This is a genomic window from Pseudoroseomonas cervicalis (assembly GCF_030818485.1).
In the GTDB taxonomy this organism is placed as follows: Bacteria; Pseudomonadota; Alphaproteobacteria; order Acetobacterales; family Acetobacteraceae; genus Pseudoroseomonas; species Pseudoroseomonas cervicalis_A.
In genome coordinates this window covers 3,669,910-3,695,135 of the sequence record NZ_JAUTAJ010000004.1, presented here as the reverse complement: position 1 = coordinate 3,695,135, position 25,226 = coordinate 3,669,910, and the positions used below count along the sequence as shown (strand labels likewise).

At 69.7% G+C, this 25,226-nt stretch carries 22 protein-coding genes; 2 read left to right on the top strand and 20 right to left on the bottom strand.

All coding sequences use genetic code 11. The features are described from left to right. Positions 1 to 38 precede the first annotated feature (38 nt). Genes QE401_RS21355 through QE401_RS21300 form a run of 12 tightly spaced genes read right to left on the bottom strand, consistent with a single transcriptional unit; the run spans position 39 to position 12,260 of the window. On the bottom strand, positions 39 to 1,670 hold the full coding sequence (locus tag QE401_RS21355) for a GMC family oxidoreductase (RefSeq protein WP_307140111.1): 1,632 nt from the start codon (positions 1,668 to 1,670) through the stop codon (positions 39 to 41). Next, positions 1,667 to 2,617 (bottom strand): acetamidase/formamidase family protein, encoded by a 951-nt coding sequence (locus QE401_RS21350; protein ID WP_307140110.1) that lies wholly within the window; start codon positions 2,615 to 2,617, stop codon positions 1,667 to 1,669. Before QE401_RS21350 ends, QE401_RS21355 begins: the two co-directional genes overlap by 4 nt. After that, positions 2,614 to 4,032: an amidase gene (locus QE401_RS21345; protein ID WP_307140109.1), complete on the bottom strand. Its 1,419-nt coding sequence runs from the start codon at positions 4,030 to 4,032 to the stop codon at positions 2,614 to 2,616. Before QE401_RS21345 ends, QE401_RS21350 begins: the two co-directional genes overlap by 4 nt. Next, on the bottom strand, positions 4,029 to 4,331 hold the full coding sequence (locus tag QE401_RS21340; RefSeq protein WP_307140108.1) for a putative quinol monooxygenase: 303 nt from the start codon (positions 4,329 to 4,331) through the stop codon (positions 4,029 to 4,031). The genes QE401_RS21345 and QE401_RS21340 overlap by 4 nt, the downstream gene beginning before the upstream one ends. A 2-nt stretch (positions 4,332 to 4,333) precedes the next feature. Beyond that, entirely contained in the window at positions 4,334 to 5,848 is a 1,515-nt protein-coding gene (locus tag QE401_RS21335) for an amidase (protein ID WP_307140107.1), read from the bottom strand. Between the two features lie 38 nt (positions 5,849 to 5,886). Continuing rightward, positions 5,887 to 6,594, bottom strand: a complete 708-nt coding sequence (locus QE401_RS21330) for an ABC transporter ATP-binding protein (RefSeq protein ID WP_307140106.1) — start codon at positions 6,592 to 6,594, stop codon at positions 5,887 to 5,889. After that, a complete protein-coding gene (locus tag QE401_RS21325; RefSeq protein WP_307140105.1) occupies positions 6,591 to 7,319 on the bottom strand; it encodes an ATP-binding cassette domain-containing protein in 729 nt (242 codons plus the stop codon). The genes QE401_RS21330 and QE401_RS21325 overlap by 4 nt, the downstream gene beginning before the upstream one ends. After that, the gene (locus tag QE401_RS21320; protein ID WP_307140104.1) at positions 7,316 to 8,356 is read right to left on the bottom strand and encodes an ABC transporter permease subunit; all 1,041 of its coding nucleotides are present in this window, start codon (positions 8,354 to 8,356) and stop codon (positions 7,316 to 7,318) included. Before QE401_RS21320 ends, QE401_RS21325 begins: the two co-directional genes overlap by 4 nt. Then, positions 8,353 to 9,219, bottom strand: coding sequence for a branched-chain amino acid ABC transporter permease (locus QE401_RS21315; RefSeq protein ID WP_307140103.1), 867 nt, complete (start codon positions 9,217 to 9,219; stop codon positions 8,353 to 8,355). The genes QE401_RS21320 and QE401_RS21315 overlap by 4 nt, the downstream gene beginning before the upstream one ends. A gap of 4 nt (positions 9,220 to 9,223) precedes the next feature. After that, entirely contained in the window at positions 9,224 to 10,474 is a 1,251-nt protein-coding gene (locus QE401_RS21310; RefSeq protein ID WP_307140102.1) for an urea ABC transporter substrate-binding protein, read from the bottom strand. After that, entirely contained in the window at positions 10,474 to 11,118 is a 645-nt protein-coding gene (locus QE401_RS21305) for an ANTAR domain-containing response regulator (RefSeq protein WP_307140101.1), read from the bottom strand. The genes QE401_RS21310 and QE401_RS21305 overlap by 1 nt, the downstream gene beginning before the upstream one ends. Continuing rightward, positions 11,118 to 12,260 carry a transporter substrate-binding domain-containing protein gene (locus QE401_RS21300; protein ID WP_307140100.1) on the bottom strand — a complete coding sequence of 381 codons (1,143 nt, stop codon included), beginning with the start codon at positions 12,258 to 12,260 and terminating at the stop codon, positions 11,118 to 11,120. Before QE401_RS21300 ends, QE401_RS21305 begins: the two co-directional genes overlap by 1 nt. Positions 12,261 to 12,617: 357 nt before the next feature. Between QE401_RS21300 and QE401_RS21295 the strand changes: the two genes are divergently transcribed. Beyond that, the gene (locus QE401_RS21295) at positions 12,618 to 13,622 is read left to right on the top strand and encodes an SDR family oxidoreductase (RefSeq protein WP_307140099.1); all 1,005 of its coding nucleotides are present in this window, start codon (positions 12,618 to 12,620) and stop codon (positions 13,620 to 13,622) included. A 123-nt stretch (positions 13,623 to 13,745) separates the two neighbouring features. On the opposite strand, the gene QE401_RS21290 is transcribed toward QE401_RS21295, so the two are convergent. From QE401_RS21290 to QE401_RS21260, 7 genes are all read right to left on the bottom strand, one after another. After that, positions 13,746 to 15,380, bottom strand: coding sequence for a hydantoinase B/oxoprolinase family protein (locus tag QE401_RS21290; RefSeq protein ID WP_307140098.1), 1,635 nt, complete (start codon positions 15,378 to 15,380; stop codon positions 13,746 to 13,748). Continuing rightward, on the bottom strand, positions 15,380 to 17,455 hold the full coding sequence (locus QE401_RS21285) for a hydantoinase/oxoprolinase family protein (RefSeq protein WP_307140097.1): 2,076 nt from the start codon (positions 17,453 to 17,455) through the stop codon (positions 15,380 to 15,382). Before QE401_RS21285 ends, QE401_RS21290 begins: the two co-directional genes overlap by 1 nt. Positions 17,456 to 17,599: 144 nt before the next feature. Further along, positions 17,600 to 19,240 (bottom strand): ABC transporter ATP-binding protein, encoded by a 1,641-nt coding sequence (locus QE401_RS21280; protein WP_307140096.1) that lies wholly within the window; start codon positions 19,238 to 19,240, stop codon positions 17,600 to 17,602. Next, positions 19,237 to 20,070 carry an ABC transporter permease gene (locus tag QE401_RS21275; protein ID WP_307140095.1) on the bottom strand — a complete coding sequence of 278 codons (834 nt, stop codon included), beginning with the start codon at positions 20,068 to 20,070 and terminating at the stop codon, positions 19,237 to 19,239. Before QE401_RS21275 ends, QE401_RS21280 begins: the two co-directional genes overlap by 4 nt. 3 nt (positions 20,071 to 20,073) lie before the next feature. Then, complete coding sequence (locus QE401_RS21270) at positions 20,074 to 21,051, bottom strand: ABC transporter permease (protein ID WP_307140094.1); 978 nt, start codon at positions 21,049 to 21,051, stop codon at positions 20,074 to 20,076. 9 nt (positions 21,052 to 21,060) lie between these two features. After that, a complete protein-coding gene (locus tag QE401_RS21265; protein WP_307140093.1) occupies positions 21,061 to 22,671 on the bottom strand; it encodes an ABC transporter substrate-binding protein in 1,611 nt (536 codons plus the stop codon). Positions 22,672 to 22,913: 242 nt separating this feature from the next. Then, complete coding sequence (locus QE401_RS21260) at positions 22,914 to 23,096, bottom strand: helix-turn-helix domain-containing protein (RefSeq protein WP_307140283.1); 183 nt, start codon at positions 23,094 to 23,096, stop codon at positions 22,914 to 22,916. Positions 23,097 to 23,163: 67 nt separating this feature from the next. Between QE401_RS21260 and QE401_RS21255 the strand changes: the two genes are divergently transcribed. Beyond that, a complete protein-coding gene (locus QE401_RS21255) occupies positions 23,164 to 23,736 on the top strand; it encodes a hypothetical protein (protein ID WP_307140092.1) in 573 nt (190 codons plus the stop codon). Positions 23,737 to 23,818: 82 nt separating this feature from the next. On the opposite strand, the gene QE401_RS21250 is transcribed toward QE401_RS21255, so the two are convergent. After that, a complete protein-coding gene (locus tag QE401_RS21250; protein WP_307140091.1) occupies positions 23,819 to 25,225 on the bottom strand; it encodes an NAD(P)(+) transhydrogenase (Re/Si-specific) subunit beta in 1,407 nt (468 codons plus the stop codon). Between the last annotated feature and the right edge of the window lies 1 nt (position 25,226).

Sequence of the window (25,226 nt, the reverse complement as noted above, 5' to 3'; positions counted from 1 at the left end):
CCTAGACCGCGGCCCCGGGCGCGTCAAACCACGCCCTGTCAGCCGGGCAGCGCCGCCTCCCGCGCCGCGCCCTGGCGGCCGGCCAGCATCGCCGCCGCGCGCTCCGCCACCATGATGGTCGGCGCATTGGTGTTGCCGGAGACCATCATCGGGAAGACCGAGGCATCGGCGACATAAAGCCCCTCCAGCCCGCGCAGCCGCATCGTGTCGGGCTCCACCACCGCCCTTGCGTCGCGCCCCATGCGGCAGGTGCCGGCCGGGTGGTAGAGGGTGGTGCAATGGCCGCGGATGAACTCCCGCAGCTCGGCCGCGTCGCGGCAATCGGCGCTCGGCCCGGCCTCGCGCGTCAGCAGGCCGGCCAGCGGCGCGCTCGCGGCGATGCGGCGGTTCAGCGCGATGCCCGCGGCGAGCGTGGCCAGATCCTCGCCCGAGGGGTCGCTGCTGAAATAGCGCGGGTCGATCGCCGGCGCCTCCAGCGGGTCGGCCGAGCGCAGGCGGATCTCGCCGCGGCTGTTCGGCCGCTGCAGCGTGGCGTGCAGCGTCATGCCGGGCCGGGTGGAAAGGTGCCGCCCGTAATCCTGATGCGCGCTGGCGGCGCCGTAGAGCTGGATATCGGGCGCCACCAGACCGGGCCGGGTGCGGGCGAAGCCGCCCGCCGCCACCCAGGGGGAGCTGCGCGGCCCGTCCCGCGTCGCCTGCCATCGCGCCAGGCTGGCCTCACGCTCCGCCTCGTCCATGGCGCCGATGCCGCGCCGTTCCTCCATGTGGAAGCAGATCGGGATGTTGATGTGGTCCTGCAGATTCTGCCCGACGCCTGGCAGGTCGTGGCGCGGGGTGACGCCGGCTTCGCGCAGCGCATCGGCCGGGCCGATGCCGGAGAGCATCAGCAGATGCGGCGAGCCGATGGCGCCGGCGGCCAGCACCACCGCCTCCTCCGCCATCACCCGGCAGGGCTGGCCCTGCCGCAGATATTCGACGCCGCGCACCCGGCTGCCCTCCAGCAGCAGCCGTGTCACGGTGACACCGCTCTCCAGCGCCAGGTTCGGCCGGGTGAGCGCCGGGCGCAGATAGGCGGCCGCGGTGCCATGCCGCTCCCCATGGCGCAGGGTGAGCTGGAAGAAGCCCACCCCCTCCTGCTCCGGCCCGTTGAAATCCGGGTTGCGCGGCAGGCCGGCGGCGAGGGCGGCCACCAGCCAGGACTCTTCCAGCGGGTCGCGATAGGGCGCCTGCCCCACATGCAGGGGGCCGCCCTTTCCGTGGTAGGGGCCGGCGGGGAGGTCCGCATTGTGCTCGCTGGCCAGGAAGGCGGGCAGCACCTGCGCCCAGCCCCATTCCGGGCAGCCCAGCGCCGCCCAGCCCTCGTAATCCGAGGCGACGCCGCGAATGTAGATCATGGCGTTCAGCGAGCCGGAGCCGCCCAGCATCCGGCCGCGCGGCCAGAAGATGCGCCGGCCGCGGCAGCCTGGCTGCGGCTCGGTGTGGTAGCCCCAATCGACCCGCGTGTTGAACATCGTGCTCCAGTCGGAGGGGATGCGGGAGGCCAGCGGCGGCTCCCGCCCGGCCTCCAGCAGCAGCACGCGGCAGGCGGGGTCGGCGCTCAGCCGGTTGGCCAGCACGCAGCCGGCGGAGCCGGCGCCGATGATGATGCGGTCGAACAGCGCCATGCTCATGCGGCCGAGCCCGGCGGCAGGGCGCGCTTCGGCAGCACCATGTGGCAGCCCTTCACCCCGTCGACGATCTGCGTCACCCGCAGATCGCCCGCCAGCGAGCAGAGCATATAGGCGTGGTTGCGGCTGAGGCCGGTGCGCGCCACGATCTGCTCCACCATCTGCCGCACCGCGGATTTGGCGGCGTCGTCGAGATCCTCGTCCAGGCCGATGGAGATCAGATTCTCCGCATCCTCGGCGAAGGGGCCGCGCAGCGCGAAATCGCGCCGGAGGGTGAGGCGGAAACTGCCGGTCAGCGCGGTCTCCACCGCAGTGATGCAGACCTCGCCATCGCCCTGCACGCCATGGCCGTCGCCGGCGCAGAAACCGGCGCCCTCGACGAAGACCGGGAGGTAGAGGGTGGTGCCGGGCTTCAGCGCCTTGTTGTCCATATTGCCGCCGAAGGCGCGCGGCGGCGGCGAGGGCTGCCTTCCCCATTCCGGCGGCGGGGTGGTGGCGAGGATGCCGAAGAAGGGCTCGGCCTTCAGCCGGCCGCCCCAGGGCAGCACCCATTCCCCCGTTTCGCGGTCCAGCCGCGGATGCACCGTCTCATACTCGGTGAATTCCTCCGGCAGGGCGCCGAGCAGCGGCAGGATGGAGACGAAGCCCCAATCGGTGGGAAATTCATGCGAGAGAATGTCGACCTGCAGCACATCGCCCGGCCGCGCGCCGCGCACCTGCACGGGGCCGGTGATGAAATGCGCGCCGAGCCGCGGCAGCCCCTCCAGCGCCGCGCGATGCTCGGGCAGCAGCGGGATGTCGGCGGGCATCGCCTCCATCCCCCCCGCCGGCCAGGAGGAGAGGGTGACGATGTCGCCGCTCTCCACCTCCAGCACCGGCTTCTGGCCGGCCTCGAAATAGCCCCAGACCATGCTCTCCGGCGTGGCGGGGATGGTGTGGTGGCGGCTCATGCCGGCACCGCCAGCGCGTCCATCGCCGGGTGGCGGCGGTGCCAGCCGGTCACCGACTGGTAGGCATGGCCGGCGCGGAACAGCATCGCCTCCGACCAGTGCGGGCCGATCAGCTGGAAGCCGACCGGCATGCCGCCCTGGGCGGTGACACCGCCGGGCAGGGTCAGCGCCGGATGGCCGGTCATGTCGAAGGGGCAGGTGTATTGCAGCAGCCCCTTCATCAGCGCCTCGTCGGCACCGAGATCGCCCATGCGCGCCAGGGTCGGCGCGGCGAAGGCCTGCACCGGCACCAGCAGCAGGTCGATATCGGCGAACAGCGCATTGACCCGGGCGGTGAAGCCGCGGCGCCGCATGTCGATGGCATGCAGGTCGAGCGCCGAGACACCATGCCCCTGCTCGATCAGCGCCGAGAGGATGGGGCCGTATTCATCGCGCCGCGCCGGCCAGGTCGCCGCATGCGCCGCCGCCACCTCCACCGCGCAGAGCGGGAACCAGTCGCGGATCACCTGCGACGGATCCGGAAACCGTACTTCTGTCAGTTGGGCGCCGAGGGCTGCCAGGGTGTTCGCCGCGGCTTCGACCACGGCCAGCGTGTCGGCATCGCAGCCTTCGGCGTTCCAGGCGGGGTCGAGGCCGATGCGCAGACCCGCAATGCCCTCGCCGATGCCGGCCAGGTAGTCGGGCACCGGCAGGGAGGCGGCGGTCGGGTCCTTGGCATCCTCGCCGGCGATGGCGCCGAGCATGGCGGCGGCATCCGCCGCGCTGCGCGTCATCGGCCCGATATGGTCGAGGCTGGCGCCGAGATCGAACACGCCATGCCGGCTGACCCGGCCCCAGCTGCCCTTCATGCCGGTCAGCCCATTGGCGGCGCAGGGGAAGCGGATGGAGCCGCCGGTGTCCGAACCCAGCGCGCCATAACACAGCCCCGCGGCGGTCGCCGCGCCGGAGCCGGAGGAGGAGGCGCCGGTCCAATGCGCCGGTCCCCAGGGGTTCAGCGGCGCCGGGATGCTGGGGTGATGGGCGGAATACGCCCCCTCCGTCATCTGCAGCTTGCCCAGGATGATCGCCCCCGCCGCGCGCAGCCGCGCCACCACGGTGGCATCCTCGGCGGGGCGGAAATCGCGATGGATGGTGGTGCCGGCGGCGGTGGGCACACCCTCCGTCCAGCAGAGATCCTTCACCGCGATCGGCGCGCCATGCAGGGGCCCGCGCCATTCGCCGCGGGCGATCTCCGCCTCCGCCTGGCGGGCGGCGTCCATCGCCGGCGCCTCCAGCACCAGCGCGTAGGAATGCAGCGCCCCGTCCAGCGCGCGGATGCGGTCGAGCTGCGCGCGCGTCGCCTCCACCGGCGAGATCTCGCGGGCGCGGATCTTCGCGGTCAGTTCCAGCAACTCCATCTCGTGCAGAGCGGTCATTTCTGGACAGCCTCCCATTCCTGGCAATGCAGCAGGGTGACGGGGCCGTCGATCAGCGGTCCCGCCTCGGCGAAGAAGCGCGCCACGGCGTCGGAGCCATTATGCGACTCCATCGCCGCGACATCGGCGAAGCGCTCATAGGTGGTGAAGCGCGCGGGGTCCTGGAGGTCGCGCGCGATGTAGAAGCCCAGCGTGCCGGGCTCCTTCTCGCGCACATGCGCGGCGACGGCGCCGAGGGCGGCGGCCAGCCTTTCCCCCTCCCCCTCCCGCGCGCGCAGGATGGCGGTGATGCTGATCACGGCTAGAAGCTCCGCCAATCGCCATCCGCCTCGAAGGCGGCGGCGGCGGCGTAGATGGCGCTCTCGCCCCAGCGGGGGCCGATCAGCATGGCGCCCACCGGCAGCCCGTCGACCAGGCCGCAGGGCAGGCTCATCGCCGGATGGCCGGTGACATCGGTCGGGCAGGTGTTGGGCAGCATCTCGAAGGCGCGCTGCGCGATCAGCGCCAGCGGCGCATCCGCGGGCGGCAGCGGCGTCGCCACCATCGGCAGGGTCGGCATCAGCAGCAGATCGTAGCGCGCCAGCGCCGCGTCATAGGCGGCGGTCAGGCGGCGGGCGATGTTCTGCGCCTTGGCGTAGTAGCGCCCGCGATAATGGCGGGAAAAATACTCGCCGATGAACATGGACAGCTTCAGCGTGTCGGAGAGGTCGTTGGCGCGCTCCCGCCACGGCGCATGCGCATCCACCAGCCCGACCGTGTAGAGCCCCTTCCAGTTGAAGCCCATGCCATTGCCGCGCATCATCTGCGCCTGCAGCCCCTCATTGCCGATCGGCGCCCAGATCTCCTTGCCGATACGGTGCATCGGGATGCTGACATCCTCGACCACCGCGCCGAGCTTCGCGAAACGCTCGGCGGCGTCGCGCAGCTTGGCATCGACCTCCGGCTGCGAGGCGGGCCAGCCGAAACCCTCCTTCACCAGGCCGATGCGCATGCCCTGCACGCCACGGCCCAGCGCCTCGGTGTAGGGCGCGGCCGGCACGCCGGATTGCCGCGGGTCGAGCCCGTCGGGGCCGGCCAGCACCTCCAGCATCAGCGCATTGTCGGCGACATTTGCCGTCATCGGCCCGGTGTGGTCGATGGTCGCCTCGATCGGCATGATGCCGGTATAGGGCACCAGCCCCCAGCTCGGCTTCATGCCATAGATGCCGCAGAAGGAGGCGGGGATGCGGATCGAGCCGCCCTGGTCGCCGCCGATCGCCAGCTCCACCTCCCCCACTGCCACCAGCGCCGCCGAGCCGGAGGAGGAGCCGCCGGCGGAATAGCCATGCCTGTGCGGATTGTGCACCGGCCCCAGCGCCGAGGTGTGGCTGCCGCCCGACAGACAGAAACTCTCGCAATGCGCCTTGCCGAGGATGGTGGCGCCCGCATCGAGCAGCCTGGTGACGATGGTGGCATCCAGATCCGGCACATAGCCCTGCAGCGTGGCGGCGCCGTTCATCATCGGCACGCCGGCCAGGCAGACATTGTCCTTCAGCGCCACCCGCTTGCCGGCGAGTTTTCCTTCCGCTGCGCCTTTCACCTCGGTGCGCACATACCAGGCGTTCAGCGGATTCTCCTCCGCCGGCGGCTGGTAGCCCGGGATGCGCGGATAGGTTACCGCCGGCTTCTCGTCGGGCAGCGCGTCGACGATGTTGTAGGCAGCGACGGCACCCTCCATCAGCGCCTGGAACTCCGCCAGCCGCTCCGGCTCCAGGTCGAAGCCCAGATCGAGGGCGATATCCTCCAGCTGCGCGAGACTCGGCTTCGCGACACTCATGCTTCTCTCCGTCTTTTCTTGGGAAGGGTCGTGGCGCCTCAGGCAGCCATGCCGACGAACTCCGCGATCAGGGCGGGATCCTGCACCGCTTCCGGCGTGGTCTCCCGCGTGATGGCGCCCTTCTGGATGATCAGGATGCGCTGCGACAGCGCGGCGATGAAATCGAGCTTCTGCTCGACCAGCAGGATGGTGATGTCGCGGCTCCGCCGCAGGGCGAGCAGCGTCTCGACGATTTCCTCGTTGATCGAGGGCTGGATGCCCTCGGTCGGCTCGTCCAGCAGCATCAGCCGCGGATCGCCGCAGAGGCAGCGGGCCAGCGCCAGCAATTGCTGCTCGCCGCCCGACAGCGCGCCGCCGGCGCGGTCGAGCAGCCGCACCAGGCGCGGGAACAGCGCCAGCACCTCCTCGATCACCTGCTCCTCCGGCTTGTCGGAGAGCAGGCAGCCCATGCGGAGATTCTCCCGCACCGTCAGCGCGCCGAAGATCTGCCGCCCCTGGGGCACATAGCCGAGGCCGAGCCGGGCGCGGGCGGTGGGGCTGGCGCGGGTGATGTCGCGCCCCTCCAGCACGACGCTGCCGGCGGTGGCGGGCAGATAGCCCATCAGCGCCTTCAGCAGAGTCGTCTTGCCCATGCCGTTATGGCCGAGGATGCCGACGAATTCGCCCTGCCCCACCGAGAAGCTGGCCCCGGCCAGGATCGGGATGCGCCCATAGCCGGCGCGGAGGCCCTGCACCTGCAACATCATGCCGCCTGCTTTCCGAGATAGACATCGCGCACCGCCTGGTTCGCCAGCACGGCCTCCACCTCGTCCTCCACCAGGATGGCGCCCTGGTTGAAGACGGTGACCTTGCGGGCGATCATGCGGATGAACTGCATGTCGTGTTCGACGACGATCAGCGCCTGGCTGCGATTGATCTCGCGGATCAGCTCGGCCGTGCGCAGCACCTCCTCATGCGTCATGCCGGCGGCGGGCTCGTCCAGCAGCACCAGCTCGGGCTCCTGCGCCAGCACGGTCGCGATCTCCACCCATTGCCGCTGGCCATGGGCGAGCTGGCCGACCAGGCGGTGCGCGATGCCGGTCAGCCGCGCACGCTCCAGCGTCTCCGCCACGATGCGCCGCGCCTGCTGCGCCGATTTACCACGCGACGCGGCGATGGCGACATTCTCCGCCACGGTGAGGCCGTTGAAGACATTCGGCACCTGCGTCTTGATGCCGATGCCGAGGCGGGCGATGGCATGCGGCGCGGCGCCGGTGATGTCGCGGCCGCGGAACTTCACCGTGCCGCTGCTGGGCGTCAGCTGGCCGGTCAGCATCTTGAAGAAGGTGCTCTTGCCCGCGCCATTGGGGCCGATCAGGCAGCGCAGCTCCATCTCGCCCAGGGTGAAATCGACATTGTTCACGGCGGTGACGCCGCCGAAGCGCATGGTGGCGCCGCGCGCCTGGATCAGCGGGGTGAGGCCGTCGCTCATGGCTTGGCCTCCGCGCCCAGCGGCGCCGGCGCCGCCTCGGCCGGCCGCGCGCGGCGGAACAGGCGCTTCAGCCCGTCGCGCAGCACCGGCACCACGCCCTGCGGCACCAGCAGCACAAAGACCACGAGGATGATGCCGAGCACCAGATTGGCGTTGATCGCCTGCTGCGCGCCGAGGGCGGTGATCAGGTACTGGATGGCGAAGGCGCCGAGGATCGGCCCCAGCAGCGTGCCGAGCCCGCCCACCAGCACATAGATCAGCACCTGCGCGGAGGTCGCCAGCGAGAAGACCGTCGGGCTGATGAAGCCGCCCCAATTGGTGAAGAGGCAGCCGGCGGCGCCGGCGATGCCGCCGCCGATGGCGAAGACCAGCAGCTTGTAGAGCCGCGTGTCGTAGCCGAGCAGCTGGGCGCGTGTCTCGTTCTCGCGGATGGCGACGACGACGCGGCCGAAGCGGCTGGCCAGGACGGCGCGCAGCAGCACATAGACCAGCACCAGGCAGCCCATGCTGGCATACCAGAGCTGCTCGGGCTCGAGCGGCATGTCCGGATTGCCGGGCATGGTCAGCGGCGGCACCGCCGGCATGCCGTTGAACCCGCCGAGCGGCGCATTGCCGATGGTGTAGGCATCGCCCGCCGTGGAGTTGATGACGCTGAACAGAATGATGGTGACCGTCAGCGTGATGACGCCGACATAGGCGTCGCTGATGCGGCCATAGAACATGAAGTAGCCGAGCGCCGCGGCGAACAGCGCCGGCAGCAGGATGGCGCCCGCCACCGCCCAGCCGGTCTCCGGGATGTTCATGGCCATCACCGCATAGGTGTAGCCGCCGAGGCCGAAAAAGGCGGACTGGCCGAAGGACATGATGCCGCCATAGCCCCAGATGAAGCCCTGGCTGAGCGCCAGCACCGCCATGGCGACGAAGACGGTGACCTGCAGCAGGGCGAAGAGGTCGAACACCATCGGCGCGCCGATGAGCAGGGCAAGCCCCATGCCCAGCATGGCGACGAAGCTGAGCAGGCCGGAGTTCGCGGTCATACGCTCCTCCTCAGGAAACGGCCGGTGATGCCCTGCGGCAGCAGGCGGATCATCACGATGGCGACCAGCAGCAGCGCCACCTGGCCGAAGACCGGCGTGGTCTGGAAGCTGGCCAGCTCGCTGACGCTGCCGAACAGGGCGGAAGCGAGGCCGGTGCCGGTGATGATGGCCGGGCCACCGCCGAGCACGGTGATGAAGGCCTTGGCGATGAAAGCCGCGCCCATGCCGGGGGAGACGCCGGAGATCGGCGCCAGCACCCCGCCGGCGAGCCCCGCCAGCGCCGCACCGATGGCGAAGGTCGCCATGTAGATGCGCGGCGGCGAGACGCCGAGGGCGGCCGCCATGTCCGGGTTCTGCATGGTGGCGCGCACCACCAGCCCGAAGCGCAGCCGCTTCAGCGCCGCCCAGAGCAGCGCGCACACCGCGACCGCCAGCAGGATGACGAAGATGCCGTAGAGGCTGGTCTGGTAGGGCCCGATGGTGAAGCCGCCGAGCGGGTTGGAGACGCCGCGCACGGTGTTGCCGAAGATCGTCGTCACCAGGCCGATCATCGCCAGGCTGAGACCCCAGGTGGCCAGCATGGTGTCGATCATGCGGCCATAGAGGAAGCGGATCAACCCGCGTTCCACCACCAGCCCGACCAGGCCGCAGACCAGCGGCGCGGCCACCAGCATGGCCAGCCAGATGTTCATCCCCGCATCCGCCGCCACCACCGTGGTGTAGGCGCCGAGCATGACGAACTCGCCATGCGCCAGGTTGATCACCTTCATCATCCCGTAGATGACGCCGAGCCCGAGGCTCAGCAGCAGCAGCAGCGCGATGCTGTTCAGGATGTTGAAGGAGAGGAGACCGGTCAGTGCCATGGCGTCAGTTCGACACTTCGATGACGAATTGCCGGCTCATGCGCGGATTGGCGACCAGGTCGCAGACCGCGGCGGTGTCGGCCGGCGGCTGGTCGGGATAGGATTGCAGCACCTTCCAGCTCTTGTCACGCGCCTCGGCGAGATAGGCGTTGCGCACGGCGTGGTGCGTCTGGCGGTCCATCGTCACCTTGCCGGAGGGGCCGTCATAGGCGATGCCGGTCTCCAGCGCCTCCGTCACCTTGACGCGGTCGAGCGAGCCGGCCTTGCGCACCGCCTCCGCCCACAGCATGAAGCCCTCATAATTCGCCGCCGCCAGCTCGCTGGTATAGGGCATGTTGGCGCCGTATTTGGCGCGCAGCTTGCCCACGAAGCCGCTGCTCGCCGGCGTGTCGATCTCCTGGTAGTAACCATAGCTGGTGACGATGCCATTGCTCTCCGCCGGGTCGAGGCTGGCCACCTCATTGACCAGGCCGAAGGTGGTGGAGGCGATAGGGATGCGCGACTTCATGCCCGAGGCCGCCCATTGGCGGTAGAAGGCGGTGTGGTTGGCGCCCACCAGCGCCGAGAGCACCATGGACGGCGCGGCGCGCTGGATCTTGCTGATGGTGGCCGAGAATTCCGTGACGTCCAGCGGGAAGAACTCGATCGCCTCCACCGTGCCGCCACCATCGCGGACATACTTGTTCATCCACTTGGCGGTGATCTGGCCGTAATTGTAGTCGGCGGCGAGGATATAGGCCTTCTTGCCCCAGCTCTCCATCGCATAGGGCACCAGCTTGTTCACCGTCTGCGCCGGCGTGGTGCCGGTGACGAAGGTGTCGCGGTCGCAGACGCCGCCCTCATACAGCACGTTGTAGAAATACAGCATGCGGTAGCGGTTGAAGACCGGGCGGATCGCCTCGCGCGAGGCGGAGGTGATGCCGCCATGCACCACCGCCACCTTGTCGCGCAGCGCCAGCTGCTGCGCATACTGCGAATAGAGCTGGATGGTCGACTGGGTGTCGTAATTCACCAGCTCCACCGGCCGGCCGAGCAGGCCACCACCGGCATTCACCTCCTCCACCGCCAGGCGGATGGTGTCGAACATCGCCTGGCCCGAAGCGCCGATCGGGCCCGAGAGGTCGAGCAGGCTGCCGACCTTGATGGGCTCGGCGCCCAGCGCGTGGCGCGCCACCAGGGGCGCGGCGAGCGTGCCGCCGGCCAGGGCCAGGCCGCCCTGCAGCAAGAAGCGGCGCGAGACAATCCCGTTCTGCATCATGCGATCCTCTGCGTCGTGTTGGGGGCTTGCGGGGCGGTGGCGGCCGGCGCCTGCCGGGCCAGCCAGGCCTCGCTGTATTCCTCGATGCTCATGCGCGCGCGCATCGCGGCGCGGCGCAGAAGGTCATAGGCGGCGTCGTCATCCAGCCCGTGCAGCTGCATCACGCGCAAAGTCGCGCGGATCAGCGCCGGGCGGCCGCGCCGGCGGCGCTCATGCGCCGCCAGCAGCGCGGCGCTGTGCTGCCGCGCGCGATGCGCGTTGATGCCCATGAACAGCGCGGCATAGACGCTGGCGCCATGCACCGGCTTGCGCAGGAAGGCCGTGGCGCCGGCCTGCATCAGCCCGCGCAGCCGCCCCGGCGCCTCCACCCCCACCAGGCCGAGGATGGGCAGGGAGGCCAGCCAGGAAGCCGGCAGCGGCGCCAGCAGCGTGGCCAAATCGTCATCGCCATCCAGGATCAGCAGGTCGCGCTGCGGCTGCGCCGGCGGCAGGGCGGCGGCCTCGGCGCAGCGCGTCAGCTCCACGCCCAGGCGCTGCAGCGAGGGCTCCAGCATGCGCGTCGCCTCGCCCGGTTCCGGCGCCGGGCTCAGCAGCAGGGCCCGCAGGCCCCGGAAATTCTGCAGCAGGGCGGGTTCGGCCATCACACCACCTTCAGTCGCGCGCGCGGCAGGGCATGGGTGGCTGGCAGGCGGACCAGATAGGGGTCCGGCGCCACCGGGCGCGGCGCCTGCCAGAGGATCTCGTAAGTGCCATCGGCGCGGGAGCGGCCGATGCGCGGCGTCAGTGCCGCATGCAGCGTGTCGGGGTCGATCCACACCTCGCCCTGCGGCGCCTGCAGGCGCTGGTGCTTCACCGCCTCGCGCACCGCCTCCACCGCGTCGCTGCCCGCCGCCGCCAGCGCCTGGGCGATGAGATGGATGGTGAGATAGGCGGCCTCCGCATCGGCGGTCGGGTTCTCGGTGAAGCGGCGGCGGTATTCGGCGACGAAGGCGCGGCTGGCGGCGCTGTCCACCGTGGAGAAATAGACATTCGAGCTGATATGCCCGTCGCCATATTCCGGCCCGGCGGCGGCGATGGCCAGTTCCGGCAGGTTGCAGCTGAGCACCGGCATCTCGCGCGCCTGGTCGATACCCGCCTCGCGGCAGGCGCGGCGCAGGGCGCGCAGGAAATGCGGGATGGATTCGCCCACCAGCGTGCTGAAGACGAAGGCCGGGCGCAGGCGCAGGATCTCCGCCACGATCTGCGCGAAATCCGGGTCGCCCAGCGGCACGTAGCGCTCGGAGAGGATGCGCCCGCCGCGCGGCAGCAGCGCCTCGCGCAGCACGCGGTTGCTCTCCCAGGCCCAGACATAGTTGGAGCCGACGCAGCAGGCGCGCAGCGCGAAATGCCGCATGGCGAAATCGATCAGCGGGATGGCGTGCTGGTTCGGCGAGGCGCCGGTGTAGACGACATTGGGCGAGGCCTCGAAGCCCTCGTAATGTGCGGTGTACCAGAGCAGCGCATCCCGCTTCTCGATCAGCGGGATGACCTCCTTGCGGCTCTGCGAGGTGTAGCAGCCGACGATGTGGCGCACGCCATCATCCAGCAGCGCGGCGCCGAGCGCGGTGTAGCGCGCCAGCTGCCCCTGCGGGTCGCCCACCACCGCCTGCAGCCGCACCGCGCCACCGCCGGCATTGACGTGGTCGATGCCGAGTTGCGCGCCCTTCAGCATCTCCGCCGAGGCGGCGCCATAGGCGCCGGCGGTGGAGAACAGCAGGCCGATGCGGTGTCGTGTTGCGCGCATGCGAAACCCCATCCTCTCCCGGGGCCGCCGCGATCTGCGGGGTCCGGGCTGCGGCGCCGTTGCCGGGCAAGGTGCAAGCCGAGGATGGCGTTATGAGATGAGCAACGCTGCTCTATCGCCTAAAAATCAGCCTGTCAGGGGCCGTTCGGGGAGTCAACAGAAGTTTTTTGCGCGAAATTCGCTCATACAGCTCAAAGATGGGGCGTTTGAACCTGCAATTGTGACAACACCTGGACCACAGGACCGGCGCCTTCGCGGCAGATGCGCCGGTGTCCGCGGGAACCGGCGGCTCCCTGGGCGGTAGGTGGAAGGCAGGATGCCCAGGCCGGGCGCTGCCTCACTTTCCGGAGACGTCCCATGTCCGACGCGCCGCGCCGCCCTGTCCTCCTCATCACCGGCGCCTCCTCCGGCATCGGACGCTGCACCGCCGAGCTTTTCGCCCGCAAGGGCTGGGATGTCGGCCTGGTGGCACGCGGCCGCGCCGGGCTGGAGGCCACCGAAGCCGCCATCCGCCAAGCCGGTGGCCGCGCCTGCATCGCCGAGGCCGATGTGTCGGAGGCCGAGGCGCTGGACAAGGCCGCCGACCGCACCGAGCAGGAGCTGGGCCCCATCGCCGCCTGGGTGAATTGCGCCGGCGTCAGCGCCTATGGCCGCTTCATGGACCTGCCCGAGGCGGATTACGAGCGGGTGACGCGTGTCACCTATCTCGGCGTGGTGAATGGCACGCGCAGCGCGCTGCGCCGCATGCTGCCGCGCGATGAGGGGCGCATCGTCAATATCGGCTCCGCCGTCGCCATGCGCGCGGTGCCGCTGCAATCCGCCTATTCGGCGGCGAAGTACGCCGTCGCCGGCTTCACCGAAGCGGTGCGGGCCGAGCTGATCGAGGCGCGCAGCCGCGTGCAGCTCGGCATCGTGCATCCGCCCTCCACCAACACGCCCTTCTTCAGCCACGCTTCCGCGCATCTGCCGGAAGGCGGCGTGCCGCGCCCGCCGCCGCCGGTCTATGCGCCGGAGATCGTGGCGGAGGCCATCCATCTCGCCGTCAGCAGCGGGCGCCGCTCGGTGCGCGTCACCGCGCAGCCGGTGATGTTCGCCGCGGCCAATGCGCTGATGCCGGGGGCGCTGGACTGGCTGCTCGGCCATTTCGGCGCCAGCCAGCAGGTCAGCCATGATCCGCGCGTGGCGGCGCAGCGCGACGAGACGCTGTTCCAGCCCAGCGGCAAGGCGGCGCCGGTGCAGGGGCCGTTCAGCGGCGAAAGCCTGCGCCACAGCCTGCAGATGTCGCTGAACAGGAACCCTCTGGCCAGCATCGGGCTGGGCGTGGCGGCGCTGGCCTTCCTGGCGATGCAAAGCAGAAGGTAAGAGTTCTTTTTTGGAAAAAAGAACCAAAAAACCTTTGTCTGTTGGCGTCCCGCCTCAGGCCTGAGGCGGGACGCCAAACCGGAAGAAGTCTTTCTGCTTCTTTTTCTTCAGAAAAAGAAGGCCTTAACTAACCAGCCCGTCGGCCTTGTCCCGCGCCACCAGCGCCGGATCGCGCTCCGCCGGATTGCCCATGCCACCACCGCCCGGCAGCTTCAGCAGCAGGCGGCGCCCCTTGGGCACCACCTGGTAGCCCTTGGTGCGCAGCAGCGAGCCATCATCCAGCCCGACCCAGCCGGCCGCGCCATCGCCACCACCATCGCGGCCGCGCGGGGCGTTGGCCACGCGGTCGAAGATGGCGTTCACCGCGAACTCCGCCTCGCCCTTGGTGCCGATTTCCATGATCTGGCCGAAGCCGCCGCGGGTGCGGCCGGCGCCGGCGGAATCCGGGCGCAGCTCCTTCTTCCAGAAGATCACCGGCGCGACATTCTCCGTCGCCTCCACCGGCATGGTGCGCACGCCGGAGGGGAAGGCGGTGCCGTCCAACCCGTCCTTGCCCGGGCGCGCGCCGGTGCCGCCGGAGTTGAAGGTGATGACCTCGAAATCCGGCAGCTCGGCCGCGCCGCCGGAGACCTGGGCGCCGCCGCGCAGCGGCGGGTTCCACAGGCAGGAGGAACCTTCGGCGGTGACGCGGTCCGGCACCGCCTGGTGCAGGCAGCCCATCATCAGATCCGGCAGCAGCTGCCCCACCACATGCCGCACGCTGACCGGGAAGGGCCGCGGCGCGTTGAGGATGCAGCCCTCCGGGATCTCCATGCGGAAGGGCGCGAGGCTGGCCCAGTTGTTCGGGATCTCCGGCGCCACGACGCATTTGATGCCGAAGCAGGAATAGGCGCGGCAATAGGCGGCGGGCACATTGATGCCACGCCCCGACAGGCCGGACGTGCCGGTGAAGTCGACGCTGATATGGTCGTCATGCAGCGTCATCGCCGCCTTCAGCGTCACCGGCGCCTCATAGCCATCGCTGCTGATGCTGGCGTGGTAGGTGCCGCGCGGCAGCTTGGCGATCTCGGCGAGCGTCGCGGCCAGCGAGCTGTCGAAGATGTATTCGGCCAGCGGATCGATGCTGTCCATGCCGAACTCGTCCAGCATCTCGACCAGCCGCTTGATGCCGGCATCGTTGCAGGCGCAGAGCGAATAGACATCGCCCTCCAGCTCCACCGGCGTGCGGCTTCCGGCGCGGATGAAGTCGAAGAAGGTCTCGTTAGCCTTGCCCTGGTCGAAGCATTTGACGATGGGGATGTACATCCCCTCCTCGAACACGCTGCGCCCCTCGGGGCCCATGCCGAGCCCGCCGACATCAATGACATGCGCGGTGTTGGCAAAGAGACCCACGATCTTGCCATTGCGGAAAGCGGGCGAGACGACGGTGAGGTCGTGCAGATGCCCGGTGCCGAGCCAGGGATCGTTGGTGATGTAGTGGTCACCCGGCTTCATCGTCCCGGCCGGGAATTTCGCCAGGAAGTGGCCCACCGATTCCATCATGGAATTCACATGGCCCGGCGTGCCGGTGACGGCCTGGGCCAGCATGCGGCCCTTCAGGTCGAAGATGCCGGCGGAGAGATCACCCGCCTCGCGCACCGTGGTGCTGAAGGCGGTGCGGATCATGGTCTGCGCCTGCTCCTCCACCACCGCGATCAAGCGGTTCCACTGGATCTGGCGCTGGATCTTTTCGAGGGCGTTCATCGGTTGGGCGTCCATCACGCGGCCTCCTTCGTCAGTTCCAGATATCCGAGCGCATCCATGCGGCAGGTCCAGCCGGGGCCGACCAGCGTGCTGGTCTCCGCCTCCGCCACGATGCAGGGGCCGGCGAGGGTAACGCCGGGGGCGAGCTGCTCGCGCTCATAGACCGACCACTCGGCCACTTCGCCGCTGCTGGTGTCGCGCACCGCCTGCTGGCGCACCGGCGCCGGCGCGGCGCTGTCGGCGACGGCCTCGGCCGGCGCCACCTCCGGCAGCAGCGTCGCCACCGTCACGGCGAAGGACAGGATCTCGACATCGCTGCCCGGCACGGGGCGGTCGTAGAAGCGCGAATATTCGGCGTCGTAATCGGCGCGGATGGCGGCGATATCGGCCTCGGCCAGGTCGCGCGCGGGCAGCGCCACCGCGATCTCATGCCCCTGGCCGACATAGCGCATATAGGCAATGCGGGTCTCGGAAAGCTCGGCGCCGAAGCTGCCCTGCTCCACCACGCTGCGCGCCTCGGCCGACATGGCGTTGAGCAACCCGTTCACCGCCGCCACGTCGAAGCTGCGGAAGCGCTGGTAGAGCGACTTCACCACCTCATAGCCGACCGGCGCGCGCAGGAAGCCGATGGCGCTGCCGACACCGGCGCCCGAGGGCACCAGCATGCGCGACACGCCGATCTTCTCCGCCACGCGATAGCCATGCACCGGCCCGCCGCCGCCGAAGGCGATGATGGCGCGGCCCTCATAACCCTTGCCGCTTTCGATCGCGTGGACACGCGCGGCATTGGCCATGTTCTCATCGACCATCTCGACCACGCCGAGCGCCGCCATCTCCGGCGCGAGATCCAGCTTGCGGCCGACATGCTCGGCCAGCGCCGCCTTGGCGGGCTCGGTCTGCAGCGGGAACTGGCCGCCGGCAAACAGCGAGGGCTCGTAGCGGCCGAGCGCCAGATTCGCATCCGTCACCGCCGGACGCGTGCCGCCGCGGCCATAGCAGGCCGGTCCCGGATCGGCGCCGGCGCTCTCAGGCCCCACCTGGATGCGGCCCAGGCTGTCCACCTGCGCCAGCGACCCGCCGCCGGCGCCGATCTCCACCATCTCGATGACGGGGATGCGCAGCGGCAGGCCGGAACCCTTCTTGAAGCGGCCGACCCGCGCGACCTCGAAGGTGCGGCTGGCCTGCGGCGCGAAATCGTCGATCAGGCAGACCTTGGCGGTGGTGCCGCCCATGTCGAAGGACAGCACCTTCCGCCAGCCGCGCTGCCGCGCGACATGGGCGGAGAAGATGGCGCCACCGGCGGGGCCGCTCTCCACCAGGCGGATCGGGAAGCGTGCCGCCGTCTCCAGCGTGGTCAGCCCGCCACCCGACAGCATCAGGAAGAGCGGGCAGGCGAAGCCCGCCTCGCGCACGCCCTCGCGCAGCCGTTGCAGATAGCTCGCCATCAGCGGCTGCACATAGGCATTGGCGACGGTGGTGGAGAAACGCTCCCATTCCCGCATCTCGGGCGAGACCTCGGAGGAGAGCGAGACCGGCACCTCCGGCCATTCCTCGGCCAGGATCGCGGCGGCGCGCTGCTCATGCACCGGGTTGACGAAGGCGTGCAGGAAGCCGATGGCGACGCTCTCGATGCCCTCGGACTTCATGAAGGCGATCTGCTTGCGCAGCGCCGCCTCGTCCAGCGGCAGCAGCACCTTGCCCTCATTGTCCAGCCGCTCCGGCACCGCCAGGCGCCAGCGGCGCGGCACCAGAGGCTGCGGCAGCTCGATGTTGAGATCGTACTGGTCGTAGCGTGACTCATTGCCGAGGGCGAGCACGTCGCGGAAGCCCTCGGTGGTCAGCAGCGCTGTCTTCGCGCCCTTGCGCTCGATCACCGCATTGGTGGCGAGGGTGGTGCCATGGATGAACAGCGCGATGTCCGAAGGCTGCAGCCCCGCCTTGGCCAGGACAACGCGGATGCCCTCCAGCACGCCGAGCTCGGGGGCGTGCGGCGTGGTGAGGACCTTGGCGGTCCAGCGCTCCCCGCCGCGCTCCAGGGCCAGATCGGTGAAGGTGCCGCCGATATCGGAGGCCAGACGTGCGGATGCCATCAGGTCGAACTCTCCCGGTCCGTGAGGGGTGGGAGTGTTCATCGCTTCGATGCCGCTGAAAAGGGGGCCCGCCCCTTCAATGCGCCTGCGCGGCGCGGCGCGCTGCCCGGCCGGCGCGCAATTGGCGCCGGCGCGGGCAGCGGCTCAGACGGTCACTTCCTCGCTGCCGAAGGCGACGGGGGGTGTCCAGCCCTGCCCCGGCACCGCCGCCATCAGCGCGCGCGTGTAGTCGTGGCGCGGATTGGCGAAGACCTCGGCGGTCGGGCCTTCCTCCACCACCTCGCCCTGGCGCATCACCGCGATGCGATCGCAGAGCTGCGCGGCGACGCGCAGATCATGGGTGATGAACAGCATGGACAGGCCGAGCTGCTCGCGCAGCCGCGCCAGCAGCTTCAGCACCTGCGCCTGCACCGAGACATCGAGCGCCGAGACCGGTTCATCCGCCACCAGCAGCTCCGGCCGCATCGCCAGGGCGCGGGCCAGGCCGATGCGCTGGCGCTGCCCGCCGGAGAATTCATGCGGGAAGCGGTCCAGCGCCGCGGGATCCAGCCCGACCAGGCCGAACAGCTCGCGCGCCCGGGCGAAGGCCTCGGCCTTCGGCGTGCCGTGGATGATCGGGCCCTGCGCCACCAGCTCGCCCACGCGGCGGCGCGGGTTGAGGCTGGCGAAGGGGTCCTGGAACACCATCTGCACGCGCCGCGCGTCGCGCCGCAGCGCCTCGCGCGACAGCGCCATGCGGTCCTGCCCCTCGACGCGGATCTCTCCCTGCTCGGGGTCGAGCAGGCGCACGATGCAGCGCGCCAGCGTCGACTTGCCCGAGCCGCTCTCGCCCACGATCCCCAGCGTCGACCCACGCGGCAAACTGAAAGAGACCTGCTTCACCGCATGGGTGACGCGGCGGCTGCGCTTCAGCAGCCCGCCCTTGCGATAGGTCTTGGAGAGGTCGCGCACCTCCAGCACCGGCGCCGCCGGCTCGGCCGGCGCGGCGGCGGCGGGGGGTGGCAGCAGCGGCGGCACGGCGGCGACGAGGGCGCGGGTATAGGGGTGCTGCGGGCGGTTCAGCACCTCCTCCGCCGGCCCCTGCTCCACCAGCAGCCCCTGGCGCATCACCGCCACCCGGTCGGCGATATCGGCCACCACGCCGAAATCATGGGTGATGAACAGCACGGCGGTGCCGGTGCGGCGCTGCATGTCGCGGATCAGGTGCAGGATCTGCGCCTGGGTGGTGACGTCGAGCGCGGTGGTCGGCTCGTCGCAGATCAGCAGCTTCGGCTCCAGGGCGAGCGCCATGGCGATCATGGCGCGCTGGCGCTGGCCGCCCGACAGCTCATGCGGATAGGCGCGCGCCGCCGCCGCCGGGTCGGGGATGCGCACATCCTCAAGCAGCGCCAGCACACGCTTCTCGATGTCGGCGCGGGAGAGGCGCGTGTGGATGCGGAACATCTCGGCGATCTGGCTGCCGATGCTGCGCAGCGGGTTCAGCGCCGTCATCGGCTCCTGGAACACCATGCCGATCCGGGCACCGCGCAGCTTGCGCATCTCGGCAGGCGGCAGTTCCAGCAGGTCGCGCCCTTCGAACAGGATGCGCCCGCGGGTCGCCAGCACGCCTTCCGGCAGCAGCCCCATCACCGCCCCGGCGGTGAGCGACTTGCCGGATCCGCTCTCCCCCACCACGCAGAGGATCTCATTGGCGTCGAGATGGAGCGAGACATCCTCGAGCGCATGCGGACGGTCGGCGCCTTTCGGCAGGGCGACGGTCAGGCCTTCGATGGAGAGCAGGCTCATCGTCCCTTCAGCCTTGGGTTCAGCGCGTCGTTCAGACCCTGCCCGACCAGCGACACGCCGAGCACGGTGAGCAGGATGACCAGGCCGGGAATGGCGGAGACATACCATTGCACGCGCAGCACGCCGCGGCCGGCGCCGATCAGATTGCCCCAGCTCGGCACATTGGGGTCGGAGAGGTTGAGGAAGGCCAGGGCGCTTTCCAGCAGGATGGCAACCGCCATGATGACGCTGGCATAGACGATGACCGGCGGCAGGGCGTTGGGCAGGATCTCGCGGAAGATGATCTGCCGGTCGCGCATGCCGAGCACCCGGCAGGCCTGGACGAATTCGCGGTTCCGCAAGCTCAGGAACTCGGCCCGCGTCAGCCTTGCCGAGGGCGGCCAGGAAACGATGCCGATTGCGATGGTGACGAAGGTGATGTTCGAGCCGAACACCGCCACCAGCACCAGCAGCAGAAGGAAATTCGGCAGGGTCTGGAAGGCCTCGGTGACGCGCATCAGCGCGTCATCCACCCAGCCGCCATAATAGCCGGCGATGGCGCCGATGACGATGCCGATGCCGATGGCGACCACCGTCGCCACCAGCCCGATCAGCAGCGAGGTGCGGGCGCCGTGGAAGATCTGCGCCGCGATGTCGCGCCCGGCATTGTCGGTGCCCAGCCAGAAGCGCGGATTGTCCAGCGGCCATTGCAGCGGCCGCCCGGCCAGCGAGAGCGGGTCGCGCGGGAAGACGAAGGGGGCGGCGATGGCCATGCCGATCACCGCCAGCACGATCAGCAGCCCGACCACCGCGGCCGGGCTGCGCGCATAGCGTTTCAGGAAGCCGATCATGCCTCAGCGCCCGGACAGGATGCGCGGATCGAGCTTCGCATAGAGCATGTCCACGATGAAGTTGATGGCGATGACCAGCAGCGCCGAGACGAAGACGATGCCGAGCAGCGTGTTCACGTCGCGCTGCACGACCGATTCATAGGCCAGCCGCCCGAGGCCGGGCAGCGCGAAGACGCTTTCCACCACCACCGAGCCGCCCAGCATGGTGCCGGCCTGCAGCCCCATCAGCGTCACCCCCGGCAGCAGCGCGTTGCGCAGCACGTGGCGCAGCACCACCGCCGTCTCGCCCAAGCCCTTGGCGCGGGCGGTGCGGACGAAATCCAGCGTCAGCACCTCCAGCATCGAGGCGCGCATGATGCGCAGATAGGTGGCGAGGTAGGTCAGCGCCAGCGTCGCCACCGGCAGCACCAGATGCCAGGCGATGTCGAGGGCGCGGGCGAGGCCCGTATTGCCGCTGCCGATCTCCTCGAAACCGCCGGCGGGCAGCCAGGCCAGGTGCACCGCGAAGACCACGATGCCCATCATGCCGAACCAGAAGGAGGGGGTGGCATAGAAGACCAGCCCCAGCGTCGAGATCAGCGTGTCCGGCCAGCGATTGACCCGCCGCGCCGCCAGCACGCCGAGCGCCATGCCGGCGGCGAAGGCGAAGCTGAGCGCGCTGGCCATCAGCAGCAGGGTGACCGGCAGCCGCTCCAGGATGACGTCCGCCACCGGCTTGCCATAGATGGCGGAGAAGCCGAGATCGAGGGTCACCAGCCGCAGCAGGTAGCGGCCGAGCTGGACCACCACCGGCGCGTCCAGCCCGTAGAATTGCCGCAGCTGCTCGGCCATCGCCGGGTCGCCGCCGCCCATCTGCGCGATCAGCGCATCCACCGTGTCGCCCGGCGCCAGCTGCAGCAGCAGGAACAGCCCGACCAGGATCAGGAACAGCGTCGGCAGGCTGGCGGCCAGCCGGCGCAGGGCAAGCAGGAGGATGCGCATCCCGTCTCCTCAGCCCGGCTGCAGCCAGGTGTCGTGCCAGTCGCCGGAATCCCAGCGCGGCACATTGTGGTGGTTCTGCACGCGCCTGCTGGTCGCGGCATAGAAGGGCCGCTCCGTCATCATCCACACGGGCAGCTCCTCATTCACCTCGCGCACGAATTCGGCATAGAGCGCCTTGCGCCTGGCGACGTCCAGCTCGGTCGCGGCCTGGTCGATCAGCTGGTCGACCTTGTCCGACTGCCAGCCGAACTGGTTGGTCCAGGGCGAGCCCTTCGGGCTGCCGGAGCGGTACCAGACGGTGGTGGAGACCGCCGGATCGCCGCGATACTGGTGCCAGCCGGTGGCCAGGTCGAAATTCCAGTCGCGATAGACGGCGGAGAGCGCGCCGGCGATGTCGAGCTGCACGATCTCCACCCGGATGCCGACCTGCTGCAGCGATTGCTGCACGAAGGTGGCCAGCAGCGGCACATCCTCGCCATTCATGATCGGCACGATCTTCAGGCTGAAGCGGATGCCGCCGGCGCCGCGGCGGAAGCCGGCCTCGTCCAGCAGCCGCTCGGCGCGCGCCTTGTCATAGGTGTAGGGCACCGGGTTGCCGGGGAAGAATTCTTGCGAGGAGGACGGGATCGGCCCGGTGGCCCGCTTGCCCAGGCCGTAAAGAAAGTTCTCCAGGAAGAAATCGACATCGATGGCGTGGGCGATCGCCTGGCGCACCCGCTTGTCCGACAGCTCGCGCCGGCGGGTGTTGAATTCGAGGGTGTTGTTGAAGACATTGCCCTCGACGCCGCGGGTCGAGACCTCGAAGCGGTTGTCCTTGCGCAGCCGGTCCAGATCGGCCAGCGGCAGGCCGTTATAGGCCGAGAGCTGCACCGCCCCGGTCTCCAGCGCCGCCGTCGCCGCCGAGCGGTCGGTGATGAAGCGCCACACCACGCGGTCGAGATAGGGGAAGCCCTGGCGCCAGTAATTCGGGTTGCGCTCGGCGATCACATACTGGCCGCGCTGGTACTCGACGAATTTGAACGGGCCGGTGCCGATGGGGGCGGTGTTGGCCGGGTTCTCCAGCACATTGGTGCCCTCGAACACATGCTTCGGCACGACATAGCCGAGATCGCACAGCGCGCGCAGCAGCAGGTTCAGCGGCATGGGGCGCGAATAGCGGAAGATGGCGGTGTGGGCGTCCGGCGTCTCGACCGCGTCGAGATAGAGCTGCAGCGTGGTGCCGTAGTTCAGATGCTTCTTCCACTGTTCCATCGCGGAATACTGCACATCGGCGCTGGTGAAGGGCTTGCCGTCATGCCATTGCACGCCTTCGCGCAGCCTGAAGGTGACGGTCTTGCCGTCCTCCGCCGCTTCCCAGGAGGTGGCCAGCACGGGGACGATCCTGCCGCCCTCGCCGAGATCGACCAGCGGCTCGATGATCTTGCTGGTGATGACGTAGACGCCGGTGGAGGCGCGGAGCGCCGGGTTCAGGATGCGCTGCTCCGACCCCAGATGCACGGTCAGCACGCCGCCGCGGCGCGGCTCCTGGGCCAGGGCGGGCAGCGGCAGCCCGGCCGGCAGGCTGGCGGCAAGCCCGGTCGCCACACCGGACAGAAGCAGATGGCGGCGTGTGATGGCCATGGTCCCTATCTCCGTCGTTCGAATCAACAATCGGCGAAAGTGAGATTCTGTCAATCACTGCGGCGTGTAGTTTGACCGCGGCGAGGCCGGAAGAGGGCCATTCCTGCCCTGCACGCCACGCATGATGCAGCGCAACATAGGCTGAGCCGCCCCGCAAGGGGCCGCGCGCAGCATGGCGGATACGGTGGGCATGGAAAAGCCGCCCCCTGCCCCCTGACACAAACAGGCGGGGCGGGGGCGCCTCAGGCCTTGAGCGTGGTCAGCACGGGCGCGGCGGGGGCGCTGGACCAGCCGGCCAGCTCCTCCATCGCCTCGCGGTCGAGGATGTCGAGCCGCCCTTTCTGCAGCGCCGCCACGCCATCGCGGCGCAGAGCGGCGAGCGCCCGGTTGGCATGCTCCACCGACAGGCCCAGCGCATCGGCCAGATGCGCCCTGCTTCAGCGGCAGCGGCGCGCCGCTGCGGTCGGCGCCGCCGCGATGCGACAGGCGGGTGTGCAGCTCCAGCAGCAGATGCGCGACGCGGCCCATGGCATCGCGCCGGCCGAGGCTGGTCAGACGCTCCCGCAGCCGGGCGCGGTCGCGCACCAGCCCATCGGCATAGGACATGGCCAGGCCCGGATCGCGGCCCATGAACTCGCAGAGCCGGTCCTTGGCGAGGACGCAGAAGCTGGCATCGGTCAGCGCCGAGACCTCGGCCCCGTCCTCGCTGCGCTCGACCAGGTCGCCGGGCAGGTGGAAGTCGAGGATCTGGCGGCGCCCATCCGGCGTCGTCGTCCAGGAGAAGGCCCAGCCGGCATAGAGGGTGAAGACGGTGTCACGGATGGCGTCGCCCGAGCGCACCAGGCGCACGGCGGAGCGGACGCGCGCGATCTCCCCCACCCGCGCCTGCGGCACGACGCGGAACAGGGCGAAGGGGCGCACGGCGCAGGCCGCGCAGGCGCCCGGCAGGGGCGTGAGACTGGTTTTGGCCGCCATGACCAGAAGGTTATAGGCCAGGGGGAGCGGTCGACAAAGAGTTTGCAACCGTTTCATTTCCCCGCGCCGGTCTCCTCAACCGCCGCGTGACATGAAAGCTGCACCGAGAAGGCGATAAGGCCCCTCAGTGCAGCGTCCCGCCGCCCCACCGGACGGCGGCAGCCCGAAAGAATTATTTCTGCAGGGCCTGGACGATCTGCTGCGTCACCTTCTTGGCGTCGCCGAACAGCATCATGGTGTTGTCGCGGAAGAACAGCTCGTTCTCGACGCCGGCATAGCCGCTGGCCATGCCGCGCTTGACGAAGAACACCGTCTTGGCGCGCTCCACATCCAGGATCGGCATGCCGTAGATGGCGCTGGACTTGTCGGTCTTGGCCGCCGGGTTGGTCACGTCATTGGCGCCGATCACATAGGCCACATCGGCCTCGGCGAATTCGGGGTTGATCTCCTCCAGCTCATGCACCTCGTCATAGGGCACATTCGCCTCGGCCAGCAGCACGTTCATATGGCCGGGCATGCGGCCCGCGACGGGGTGGATGGCGTAGGAGATCTCGGCGCCTTCCTTCTTCAGCAGGTCCGCCATCTCGCGCACCACCTGCTGCGCCTGCGCCACCGCCATGCCGTAGCCCGGCACGATGATGATCTTGGCGGCGTTCTTCATGATGTAGGCGGCATCCTCCGGGCTGCCGGCCTTCACCGGCCGCGCGGGCCCGCCGCCGCCGCCCGCGGAGGTACCCCCCGCCTCGCTGCCGAAACCGCCCAGCAGCACATTGATGATGCTGCGGTTCATGCCCTTGCACATGATGTAGGACAGGATCGCGCCCGAGGCGCCGACCAGCGCGCCGGTGACGATCAGCAGCAGATTGCCCAGCGTGAAGCCGATGCCCGCCGCCGCCCAGCCGGAATAGGAGTTCAGCATCGAGACGACGACCGGCATGTCGGCGCCGCCGATCGGGATGATCAGCAGGAAACCGAGGCCGAGCGCCAGCAGCGCGATCAGCCAGAACAGCACGCCCGAGCCGGTGGCGCAGAAGGCGATGACCAGCACCAGCAGCAGCAGCGCCAGGCCCAGATTCAGCCAGTGCTGGCCCTTGAAGGTGATCGGCGCGGAGCCCATCAGCGCCTGCAGCTTAGCGAAGGCGATCAGCGAGCCGCTGAAGGTGATGGCGCCGATGGCCAGCCCCAGCGACATCTCCACCAGGCTGCCGGTGTGGATCGCGCCGGGATGGCCGATGCCGAAGGCCTCGGGGTTGTAGAAGGCCGCCGCCGCGACGAAGACGGCGGCGAGACCCACCAGAGAGTGGAAGGCGGCGACCAGCTGCGGCAGCGCCGTCATCTGGATGCGCTGCGCCACCACCGCGCCGATGCCGCCGCCGAGGGCGAGCCCCGCCAGGATCAGCGCGATGCCGCCAATGTCCATGCCCGGCCGCGCCAGCGAGGCGAGGATGGCGATGGCCATGCCGACCATGCCGAAGAGATTGCCCTGCCGGCTGGTCTCCGGATGCGACAGGCCGCGCAGCGCCAGGATGAACAGGACGGAGGCTGCGAGATAGGCGAGCGTCGAGAGCGTGTGCGCCATC